General features: G+C 32.2%; 10 protein-coding genes. All 10 read left to right on the forward strand.

The genetic code is table 11. The features are described 5' to 3' along the window. Nucleotide 1 precedes the first annotated feature (1 nt). The 10 genes from BXU10_RS05530 (at nt 2) to BXU10_RS05580 (ending at nt 11,048) form a co-directional block, all read left to right on the forward strand. Nucleotides 2–1,774, forward strand: a complete 1,773-nt coding sequence (locus BXU10_RS05530; protein WP_078227917.1) for a RagB/SusD family nutrient uptake outer membrane protein — start codon at nt 2–4, stop codon at nt 1,772–1,774. Between the two features lie 252 nt (nt 1,775–2,026). After that, complete coding sequence (locus BXU10_RS05535; protein WP_078226467.1) at nt 2,027–2,785, forward strand: hypothetical protein; 759 nt, start codon at nt 2,027–2,029, stop codon at nt 2,783–2,785. Between the two features lie 326 nt (nt 2,786–3,111). Further along, a complete protein-coding gene (locus BXU10_RS05540) occupies nt 3,112–3,540 on the forward strand; it encodes a hypothetical protein (protein WP_123921954.1) in 429 nt (142 codons plus the stop codon). A gap of 325 nt (nt 3,541–3,865) precedes the next feature. Then, nucleotides 3,866–5,040 (forward strand): IS3 family transposase gene (locus BXU10_RS05550; RefSeq protein ID WP_223255388.1). Its coding sequence is split into 2 segments (ribosomal slippage): nt 3,866–4,121 and nt 4,121–5,040, totalling 1,176 coding nucleotides; the frame shifts between segments, so codons are not numbered across the junction. Between the two features lie 324 nt (nt 5,041–5,364). Beyond that, on the forward strand, nt 5,365–7,020 hold the full coding sequence (locus BXU10_RS05555) for a sensor histidine kinase (protein ID WP_078226469.1): 1,656 nt from the start codon (nt 5,365–5,367) through the stop codon (nt 7,018–7,020). Then, nucleotides 7,017–7,649: a response regulator transcription factor gene (locus tag BXU10_RS05560; protein WP_078226470.1), complete on the forward strand. Its 633-nt coding sequence runs from the start codon at nt 7,017–7,019 to the stop codon at nt 7,647–7,649. The genes BXU10_RS05555 and BXU10_RS05560 overlap by 4 nt, the downstream gene beginning before the upstream one ends. Nucleotides 7,650–7,765: 116 nt before the next feature. Next, the gene (locus BXU10_RS05565) at nt 7,766–8,086 is read left to right on the forward strand and encodes a hypothetical protein (RefSeq protein WP_078226471.1); all 321 of its coding nucleotides are present in this window, start codon (nt 7,766–7,768) and stop codon (nt 8,084–8,086) included. Between the two features lie 332 nt (nt 8,087–8,418). Further along, nucleotides 8,419–8,856, forward strand: a complete 438-nt coding sequence (locus tag BXU10_RS05570; RefSeq protein WP_078226472.1) for a MarR family winged helix-turn-helix transcriptional regulator — start codon at nt 8,419–8,421, stop codon at nt 8,854–8,856. A gap of 1 nt (nt 8,857) precedes the next feature. Continuing rightward, nucleotides 8,858–10,183, forward strand: a complete 1,326-nt coding sequence (locus BXU10_RS05575) for a serine hydrolase (protein WP_078226473.1) — start codon at nt 8,858–8,860, stop codon at nt 10,181–10,183. A gap of 181 nt (nt 10,184–10,364) precedes the next feature. Then, nucleotides 10,365–11,048 (forward strand): hypothetical protein, encoded by a 684-nt coding sequence (locus BXU10_RS05580; protein WP_123921955.1) that lies wholly within the window; start codon nt 10,365–10,367, stop codon nt 11,046–11,048. Nucleotides 11,049–11,177: the final 129 nt, after the last annotated feature.

Below are 11,177 nucleotides of genomic sequence, written 5' to 3' on the forward strand. Positions count from 1 at the left end.
CATGAAGACAAAAACGATATTCAGTTTAAAAATTATAACGCTATTTTCTTTTATTTTTCTCTTTGCCAGCTGTACAGATCTTGATGAAGTTGTATTGGATGAAGTATTGGGAGGTGAAGCCTCAGATCCTGCCGGTGCACTTGCTGCGGCTTATGACCGATTGGGAGACAGAACATTTACAGATCACGGAGGTGTTTTTTCATTGCAGGAATACACAACAGACGAGGCTATTTTACCAACCCGCGGAAGTGATTGGGGAGACGGAGGAAAATGGAGAGATATGCACGAATTTACATGGACTTCTAATAATGCCATTGTGGTAGACAATTGGAACTTGTTGACCAACGGAATTACACGTTCCCTTACTGCAATAAAAGCTATTGAAGAAAGTACTATTGCAGACAAAGCAATGTTTTTGGCTGAAGCCAAGGCACTTTTAGCATTTTATACCTATAATACCTTAGACTTATACGGACAGGCGCCATACAAAGATCCGATGGTTTTCAAAGCACCTTTGCAGGTTTTTAAAGCAGACACTCAGATCGATCAATTAATTACCGAAGTTGAAGCTTTGATTCCTGATTTGGCTGATATAGGAACAAAAAGCACACACCACGGAAGATTTACAAAACAGGCAGCTTACGCTTTTTTGAGTACCATGTATTTAAATCGTGCCGTTTTTAAAGACCGTTATAATGCAACTTCAAACTTCAATTTTAGTGAAGCAGCCGTATCAGGTTCAGGAACCGATATGGATCGTGTTATTTATTACACTTCATTGCTAATTGACTCAGGTAAATTTTCTTTAGAGAGTGATTATTTCAAAAATTTTGCAAGAGACAATGATAAGGGGAAAGAGTTAATTTTTGCTATTTCACAAAAAATAGATTACATCCGCAACGGATCAAACAGTTTCGCTTATGTATGTATGGAACGTAACCAGAGAACTTCTGCAGCAAACAGAGGAACAAATGCTGCCTGTACAACTCCTGAATTTTATGCCACCTGGGATGGAAATCATGATGACCCAAGGTTTCACCAGCATTACCAATATGCAGACGGTACCTGGTTTATGAATGATGGTACAGATGTAAGCGTTCCAGCAACAGATCTTGTGCCTAACAATGATAAAAACCTGCCTTGGTTTCACTTTAACAGAGGTATTCAGGCAGGACCTCAGTATGGACCAAAATTATTGACATCGGCATCTCTTGAAATGGTAGGGAACCGTATCAAAGTATCTCCTTTGTATATGGAAAAAAGTACTACTACGAGAATGGATTTTACACCAACATTAACGTTTACAAAACCATTAGAATCTGTTTTTGCCCAAAACGAAATCAATCAGGGAGCCCGTATTTTTAAATATGAATTTGATCCCGAAGGAGGAAACGGTAACAGTAATGTTGATATTTCGTTGTTCCGTTTAGGCGGCGTGTATGCCATGAGAGCCGAGGCTTATTTCAGAAAAGGGAGCACAGGTTTAGCAATGAGCGATTTAAACACATTGCGTACCAGCAGACACAGGGAATCATTGTTTGCAAATGCTCCCGGAAAAGCGCTTACTGCCGCTTTAGACGCAGCACAATTGTATAAAGAATTAGGTTTCGAATTGTACTGGGAATTGCAAAGAAGACCACAAAGCCTTCGTTTCGGAAAATTTGATTTGCCGGGAACTGCAAAACCAGCCACAGAGCCATACAGAAGATTTTTCCCGATTCCGCAAACCGTGATCGATGCAAAAGATCTGGAACAAAACGAAGGATATAAGTAAGAAGTTGTGTTAGTTTATTTTTTTGACAAAATGCCTGTTTCGAGAGAGACAGGCTTTTGTTTTTTAATCAGGAGCTGGTTCCAGCTGTCCGCTATATCTTTTGTGCCGAACCCCGGCACAAAAGGATGCCGCTTCCATCTGGGCTAGGGCTTTTAGGTTTCATAGAACCAATATTATAAAAGAGTATTTTAGAAATTTAGCAGATAAGTTTTTAATTATAAATAAATTATATTTGAAAAAATAATACGAAATATGAAAATTTTAAAAATAGTTATTGGTGTATTTTTATTATTCGGTGCAGGTTCTGAATATGTAAGTGCAAGTCATGAACTTTTAACTTTTACTTCTCCAGGAATTTTAATTGGCTGTTTTTTAGTTATATTTTTTTGCACTTGGATAATTGGTAGTGGAATATCAAAAGATAAATTAAAAATTCGTTCATTTCAATTTATCAAGTATTTTGCAATTTGTTTTGGTGCATTTTTAATTTTAGCTTTTGTGAATTTGGCGACTTACAAAGAAAATCCTGAAATCATCACAATAAATGGAATTAATATTGATATTGCAGAAATGATGAGTGGTTCTAAAAGAATGATTCCTGATGAAAAGCAAAGAAGATTGTATTGCATTTGTATAGTAACAAAACTTGCAAATGATAAAAACATATCAGAAAAACATATTGATGAATTAAAATCTGGTAAAATTGATGAAATTCTAATTTCATTAAAATCAGAAAATAAATTGAGTACATTAAATTTGGAAGAGTGTTTTGATTCTAATACGAAAATGAATTGGACAAGTAAAATAGAAGAAACTGTAAAAAAGGATATTTTAAGTAATCTTAAAAATAGTAGATATGCAAAAACAAATGATTTAAACAAATTTTGTGATTGTCAGATAACTGAATATAAAAAACTTACAGCAAAAGAATTATCAAGCGAAGAATTTGCAAACTCTCAAAAAAAACAAAATATTGAAAAAGAGTGTGATTTAAAAAGTAGAATAAAATAAAAAAGAATTATTACCGACAGCTACAACGGATTTGGGCAATTGGCTTAATGGAAAGATAGTTTTGTATTTGGGATGATTTGCTTAGCCAGCTCGCTATCGCTCGGGTGGCAAATCTGAAGAATGGGCTTAATTTAGCCCCAAACTCGTTGTAGTCTCAGAACGTCAGGCTGTGAAAAAACTTCTTCAAATTTATAAAGTATTCGGAGAGCCACCGGAGAAAAATCTCAAATATGGGATTCTCAAGAGGCAGATTTTAGTTTTTTCACAGACTGACGTTGTGTGCTATTTTCGATCGACAGGATATTGAGAGAATTAAAATAAAAAACATGAATGAGGAATTAGAAAATCAATTATATTTTCTTCGCAATTTTGTAGTTGAGGGTTTTGAAAATTACATGATAGATAAAATACTAGTTTGTGAAAATTTAAAAACTAAATCTGTAATATTTGTATATCTAAAAAATTATGGAAAGAATTGGCAAAAATATTTTCTTGATGCTGGAGTTGGATTTTGGGAAGATACCGAAACAATAAATTATTCAGATTTAGGAGATATTGAAGATGATGAAAACTTTATATTTAAAGATTATTCAAACAAATTTAACATTATAGACAATGAAATATCTAAAATATTTTGTGAACAAAATGAGAAAAATTCTCAAATAGTAATTGAACTTAAAAATAGGAAAAAAATAATTTTGAGATGTATAAACTCAGAAGTATTTGATAGTGAATGTGAAATAGTATATGAATAAAAAAAGCAGCACACAACAAGCGTTTAGCAAGATTGCGAATTTTGTAGTAAACACACGTTTACTTTTAGCAAGAAATTTTATTTAAAAGAAAATAATTGGTTCCGAAGCTCGCAACTTGGCCAAGCGCCGGAACGTCAGGCTGTGAAAAAACTAAAATCAACGTCTTGAGAATCTCATATTTGAGATTTTTCTCCGGTAGCTCTCCGAATACTTTCTAAATTTGAAGAGGTTTTTTCACAGACTGACGTTATGTGACCTAGAACCAAACTGGATGTGCTAACTTAGCGTGGAGTTCTAGTTAAGGACAAAATCTTAACTTTAGACCATGAAAGAAAATCGTAAAAATTACGACCGCATTTTCAAAGAGAAAGCAGTCCAATTAAGTTATGAAAGAGATAATATCTCTCTACTTGCCAAGGAACTTGGTATTACAGCTGCTTTGCTTTATAAATGGCGCCAAGATTATCAAGAATTTGGAACGGGAAGTTTTCCTGGAAAAGGCAATTTAAAACTAAGTCCCGAACAAGAAAAAATTCATGAACTTGAAAAAAAATTAAAAGAAGCAGAATTAGAACGTGATATCTTAAAAAAGGCAATAAGCATCTTTTCCAAGGGAGGTCGATGATTTATCTTTTCATAAAAGACCATGAAAAAATATATTCGATTGAAAAGATGTGCAAAGTTTTAGCAGTAAGCAACAGCAGTTACTATAAATGGAAAAAACAGATTGTTTCAGAAAGGCAAAAACGAGTGATTTTAATAAAAGAAGCAATAACTTCAATATATTTTAATACCAAACAGCGATATGGAAGTCCAAGAATTACTTTAGAACTTCAAAATATAGGATATCAAATATCTAGAATAACAGTCGCTAAATACATGAAGCAATTAGGTTTGTACAGTAAATTGAGTAAAAAATTTAAAGTAACAACCAATTCAAAACATAATCATTTTGTTGTTCCAAATATCTTAAAAAGAGAATTTACGGTGAAGGAACCATCTAAAGCTTGGGTTTCAGATATAACATATATTCAAACAAAGGACGGATTTTTGTATCTCACAATTATTTTGGATTTGTTCGACAGAAAAATAATTGGCTGGAGTCTAAGCAATGGTTTGAGTACTAAACAAACTACATTAACAGCTTGGAAAATGGCACTTAAAAATCGAAAAATTACAAATGAATTAATATTCCACTCCGACAGAGGAATTCAATATGCTAATAAAAGCTTTACTAATATGCTTGACTCTTTTAAAACTGTCACTAGAAGTATGAGCCGTAAAGGAGATTGCTGGGATAATGCTGTTGCAGAAAGTTTTTTCAAATCACTAAAAACAGAATTAATTTATGGGAATAAACTAATTACTAAAGAACAAATGGAACTTGAAATTTTTGAATACATCGAAATTTGGTACAATAAAAAAAGAAGGCACTCTGCTTTGAACTATAAAACTATTGAAGAATTTAATAAATTAACTAATTACAAAAATGTAGCTTAACTTTTTCTCTACTTTTTGTTTGCATATCCATTTTGAACTTAATCCGCAACATTACAAGTCTAAATATGGATTTACCCAAAAGGAATTTGATAAAATAGGTAAAAAAAGATACGATAAAGTAGTTGGGGATTAATTAGGAGACAATATCCGGCTCAGTAAAGTCTTCTTCAGACTTTGTAATTTTAAAATCATATTACAATCCATAAAAGTGTCAAAAATTCTCCTGACTTTTAATAGAAATGCCTTCGTAAACTGACCACGATATTTCATTAAATCTAAATTTAGCATTTGTATATTTACATAAATTAAAAAAAATAGATTTTAATGAACATCAAAACATTAATACTAATTATAATTAATAGCTTAATTGCGTTGGTAATTGCTTTATTGTCTTTTTCTTCATATAAGCAGTTTTCAAACGTTTTAAACGATCGTATTTTACTGCAGTTAAATTCTATTAAAACACTCAAGCAAAACCAGATTGAACATGTATTAAAATCAGAATGGGAGCGATTTGATGCATCCGAATTGTACAGCCAGAACATTGATACTACAGTATTAAAACTTCCGGATAGTATTAAAAACAGCAATGGAATTCACGATTTTACAGCGTACCATGTGGCTAAAAAAACGACAATAGGTTTTATCTCAAATTCGAAAAGGGGGACTATTGTTAAAGTTTTAGACTACAACAAAATAAAACAAATACTCCTTGAACGAACCGGAATGGGGGACAGTGGAGAGTCCTATCTTGTGGGTGCCGATTTCCGAATGCGTTCTCAATCTCGTTTTTACCCTAATAAAACCCCTTACACCATATTGGTTAAAACAAAAGGGGTGACCAATGCTTTTAAAGGGATGAATGGGAGAGGGGTTTTTGAGGATTACAGGGGCATTGATGTATATAGCGTGTACAGCCCAATAGTAGTTGGAAAATTAAAGATGGTTATTCTGTCTGAAATAGATGTTGATGAGGTTACGCTCCCCTTAAAAGAATTGAAACAAAGACTTTTAGGTATAACTCTCGGTATTTTTTTACTGGGTGTCATGCTTTCTCTTTTTCTGACAAGATTTATTACTAACCCAATTAAAAACATGCAAAAAAGTCTCCGGATTATGGCACAAGGAGATTATAACCAAACCAATGAATTTATAAAAAATTCTAAGGAAATAAAGGAAATGTTTGATGCTCTGGCAAATTTAAAAGCTTCTTTGCAGGGGGCTGTAAAATTCTCCGATGATATTGGAAAAATGAATTTACATACTAATTTTCAACCTAAAAGTTCTAATGATTTGCTGGGAAAAAGCCTTTTGGCAATGAGAGATAAGCTTATAGAGTTTAGAAATAAGGAAGAAAATACCAGAATACTATCCAAACGGATGTTGGTAAACGGTATGGAAGATGAAAGGCGCAGGCTTTCGCGAGAGCTTCACGATGGAGTAGGGCCTTATTTAACTTCTTTGAAGCACTACATTGAAAACAGGGTTAAAAATGAATTGAAGAAAGCAGAAATGAAGAAAATAGTGGATGATACCATTTCTGAAATCAGATTGATGTCAAATGCCTTAATGCCGGCTTCAATTGATGATTTTGGAATTGGGGTTACCTTAACCAACTTTATTGAAAGCCTGAAAAAATCGACAACCGTAAGGATTGAATACGAAGATTTAACCCAGCAGGAAAGTTCTAATATTACCAGCCATCAGGCGATTAATCTTTTTAGAATAAGCCAGGAGCTAATTAATAACTCATTAAAACATGCTAATGCAAAAAATATCCGGATTACACTTTCAGAATTTGATGAATTTATTTCTCTTTTTTATTTTGATGATGGAATTGGGTTTGATATTACCACTGTTAAATTAGGGTTAGGAATTATTAACATCAAAGAACGTGTAGAAATTTGCAATGGTACCATTACAATCAATGCAGCTTCCGGAAATACAACTTTTGAAATCGAATTACCTGTAGAATTATGAACGAAATCAAATTAATAATAGCAGATGATCATGAACTTTTTCGAAAAGGACTTGCTGAGCTCCTAAGAAAGCATGACGATATAAAAATAGTTAAAAGCGTAGCTGATGGCGTTGAGTTTATGGAGCTTATAAACAGCCAGTTTGAGGCTGATATTGTATTGCTGGATATTACAATGCCCAATATGGATGGTTTTCAGGTTTTAAAAGAATTAAAAAACACCGCTTCGACTATAAAACCTATTGTGATTTCTATGCACAATGATGGTAATTACATCGCAAAATGCGCTAAAACGGGAGCTTATGGATACCTGTTAAAAAATACGGATGAAGCCGAATTAATCCTTGCAATAAGAACCGTTAGTAATGAGAAAAAATATTTCAGTGCTGAAATTTCTGAAAAAATGATCAACTTTATGTCAACACAAAGCATCAGTGAAAATGTTTTGTCGAATAAGGAAACCGAAGTTTTAGGATTAATTGCTAAGGGGTTAACAACTAAAGAAATTGCGGCTAAATTATTTGTGAGTTCACGCACAATAGAAACCCATCGGGCCAATATTTTAAAAAAGTTGGAAGTAAAAAATACCGCCGAACTCATTAAAAAAGCTGCAAAAATGAATTTAGTATAACGAAAATTAAGAATACCAGTATCCGTATAAATACGGATGCAAATAGGGTAGATTCACATAATCCTAAAAGGCTGTTACTGATTGTAAATTTGAAGAAACAATAAAAAGTAACAGTCATGAAAAATATAGTATTTATTTTAGGAGTTTTATTAGTTTCTTTTAGCGGATTTGCACAAGAAGAACCTACGGTTTTGAAAAAGAGTGATTTAAAAGGTCCGGCTTATAAAAATTATAAATTTTGGAAGCACGAAACAGTGCCGACTAAAATATATTCAGAAAACAATAAACAATCACTTCAGGGACCAGCATTTAAAAATGCGCAACCGGTAAACACTCCAAAAGAAGATCTGGTTGAAGTGAAAATAGGCGGTTCAGAAAAACAAAAGTTAACCGGACCAGCATACAAAAACCATGGTCCGTGGAGTAAAAAAGGATAATGTCTCAGGAACTGAATCAGCTGGAATATCGGTTTCCAGTGTCTAAAATTTGATTCAACCTAGATTAGAAACTAATAGGCTGTTCGAAAAGTAATTTTCGGACAGCCTATTTTTTGTTTGCCTTTTTGGTAGTAATTCTATTCGTGCACACATATTCTATTAAGCTCTAAAACCTTGGATAATTTGCTGAGCGAGCTATTGTATAATTAAGCAGTTATCACATTGCAGATAAAAGCCATTATATTGCCTCTCTTTTTTCTAAATAAAAAATAACCTAAAAAATTAAACCATATAATTGATATATCAATTATATTTGTGTCAAATAATTTGAAATGAAAAAAAATAATCCAACAGGAACCGTTCTTTATACAATTGAGCAAACAATTAAAGAATATAGAAAAATTGCACAGAAAAACATAAGTCAAATAGTAATTGATATTACTGTTGACCAGTGTCTGCTGCTCATAATACTTGATAAAAATGCGACTTATTCTCAAAAAGAAATTGCAGAATTAATTTTTAAGGATAGCGCATCAATTACCCGAATTATCGAATTAATGGTGAAAAAGGATTATCTGACAAGACAAATAAACGAATCAGACAGAAGAAAATTCAATCTTGAAATAACTGAAAAAGGAAAAAAAACAATTGAACTATTAACACCCGTTATACATAAAAACAGAGAAGATGCTCTTGAAGGATTATCAAAAGATGAAATTGCATTGCTTGACAAGTTACTAACTAAAATAATCTCAAATTGTAAAAAATAAAATGACAAAAATTTATCAAATATCTAAGGCGGCACAAATTATACTATTTATGTTTTTCCCTGTATTTATTTTTGGGCAAAAAAATATATCAGAGAGTCTTGCAAAATATATGGAAGCACAGGTAAAAGTAAATGATTTTAGCGGAACAGTGCTTGTTACAAAAAATGGTTCTGTTTTATTAAAAAAAGCGTATGGTTTGGCAGACTACGAGTGGAATATTAAAAACACCATAGATACTAAATTCCAGCTGGCTTCGGTAACCAAACAATTTACAGCTACAGCTATTCTTCAGTTAGTAGAGAATAGAAAATTGTCACTTAATGATCATTTAAGTAAATTTTTTCCGGACTACCCAAAAGCTGATAGTGTTACGATTCATATGTTGTTATCGCATTCATCAGGACTTGCTTTAGGTTTCAAAGAAATAGCATTAAGTACTATGAGTGTTGATTCTGCCTATTCTCAAATAAAAAAAATACCTTACGAATTTTCACCGGGAACTAAAACTGCATACAGCAATATAGGCTATTATTTATTAGCCAAAATAATAGAAAAGGTTTCAGGGGAGAAGTACGAAGTTTTTTTAAGAAAAAACATTTTTGAAAAAGCAGGAATGAAAAATACAGGTGTTAGTAATAATGATTCGATCATCTTGAAAAAAGCGAAAATTTATTGTCGAACAGAAAAGGGGTTTATGCACAATCCATATATCAATTGGAAAATTAACATTGGGCATGACGGTATTTATTCTACCGTAGAAGATTTGGCTTTATGGGACAAGGCGCTATACGGAACGACTATCTTATCAACAGAAATGAAGAAACTAATGTTTACCCCTTATAGCTCTGAAAATTGGGGATACGGTTTTATAATTAATCCATTTTATAATCACGGACATCAGCTGATTGCCCATGACGGAGGTTTTTTTGGTACCATGACTTCCTTTAACCGGTTTACAGATGACAAAATTTTTGTGACGGTACTTTCAAATAACGAGTCATTTTCATACATTATAGCCTACGGGCTTTCAGCGATTACCTTGCAAAAAGAGGTAGAACTTCCATACAAACATTATCAAACTAAAATAGATACTACAGTTTATGATAAATATGTCGGTAAGTATGGTAACTTTGAAATAGTAAAAATTGACGGCAGACTTTACTATAATAGTGTAGAAATGGAACTATTGCCTGAGTCTGAAACAAAGTTTTTCAGAGCAGACAATAACGATAGGACAATTGAATTCATTGAGGATATATCAGGTATTTGCAATGCTGTAGTTTTTACAAAAGGAGGCGTAAAAGAAACTGTCAAAAGAAATAATTAGCAGGCGCTACATAGGAGAAAAAGTATAATTCAAATTTTGACCTTATTACTTTTAGCTTTCCATTGACAGACAAAAGAGAAATATCATTAGATCCGGGTTTTCAAAAAAAATACATTCTTTTTTACATTTTTTAGTAGTTCAGACGTTGTCAGTTCTTATTTTCTTAACTGATACCCAAAAGGTGGCAGATATTTTCGAAAACCCGATAAGCAAGTTCCTTTTAAAAATAATTAATTACACTTTTTTGAGAAATCAACGAAACCAAAAGAAAATAGAAAAGAGGAAAATCAAAAACAAAGAAAAAAGAACAGAACGAAAACATTATTCTCTTTTAATTTTTGCTTTGATTTTTTGTGTTATAAATTTAGCGTTTATCGAAAGTAAAACGATTGGACACGATTACAGATATAAAATCTACATATTCTTATTGCCTGTAAGTATTGGAATGCTGTTTTTCGGAATTTACAGATGGAATTTTTTAATTAGAAAATATTTAAGTTTTAAAGAAATACATTTAAAACTATATGTGATTGGGTTCTACTTGTTACAGGGAATTGTAGTCTCCTATTTAAGTTTTGGTCAAATTACAAGTGTAATATGGAATTGCATAAATAATTATGAAGCAGAAAAAAATCATACAGAAATAGTCTATTGTAAGGTAACAGGATTTTACACTAAAAAAAATCCACATGTAAGTTGTATTTTTAAAAATCATACTGAAGTTTTTAGCGTTAGTACTGAAATGAATCGTGAAAATTATCAGCGTGATCCAAAAGATTATGAACTTAAGATAACGATACAAAAAGGAATCTGGAATTACTATTTGGTTAAAAACTGGGAATTAAAAAAAATCATTAGCCGTTAGGAATAATAAAGAGTACAAACATCAATATTTCTATTTTAAAGGCTGTAAATTCAAAAGAGCTGTCCGGCAAAACAGCTCTTTTTAGTCTACAAATTTTATTACTAATTCAAAATTTTAAAAAACTGCGTT

It is taken from the genome of Flavobacterium sp. LM4 (genome assembly GCF_002017935.1).
Lineage (GTDB): Bacteria > Bacteroidota > Bacteroidia > Flavobacteriales > Flavobacteriaceae > Flavobacterium > Flavobacterium chungangense.

Coding starts and splice junctions, on each gene's coding strand:
- BXU10_RS05560 (WP_078226470.1), top strand. CDS start 7,017: ATGAACGAAATCAAATTAATAATAGCAGATGATCATGAACTTTTTCGA.
- BXU10_RS05570 (WP_078226472.1), top strand. CDS start 8,419: ATGAAAAAAAATAATCCAACAGGAACCGTTCTTTATACAATTGAGCAA.
- BXU10_RS05530 (WP_078227917.1), top strand. CDS start 2: ATGAAGACAAAAACGATATTCAGTTTAAAAATTATAACGCTATTTTCT.
- BXU10_RS05565 (WP_078226471.1), top strand. CDS start 7,766: ATGAAAAATATAGTATTTATTTTAGGAGTTTTATTAGTTTCTTTTAGC.
- BXU10_RS05575 (WP_078226473.1), top strand. CDS start 8,858: ATGACAAAAATTTATCAAATATCTAAGGCGGCACAAATTATACTATTT.
- BXU10_RS05555 (WP_078226469.1), top strand. CDS start 5,365: ATGAACATCAAAACATTAATACTAATTATAATTAATAGCTTAATTGCG.
- BXU10_RS05540 (WP_123921954.1), top strand. CDS start 3,112: ATGAATGAGGAATTAGAAAATCAATTATATTTTCTTCGCAATTTTGTA.
- BXU10_RS05535 (WP_078226467.1), top strand. CDS start 2,027: ATGAAAATTTTAAAAATAGTTATTGGTGTATTTTTATTATTCGGTGCA.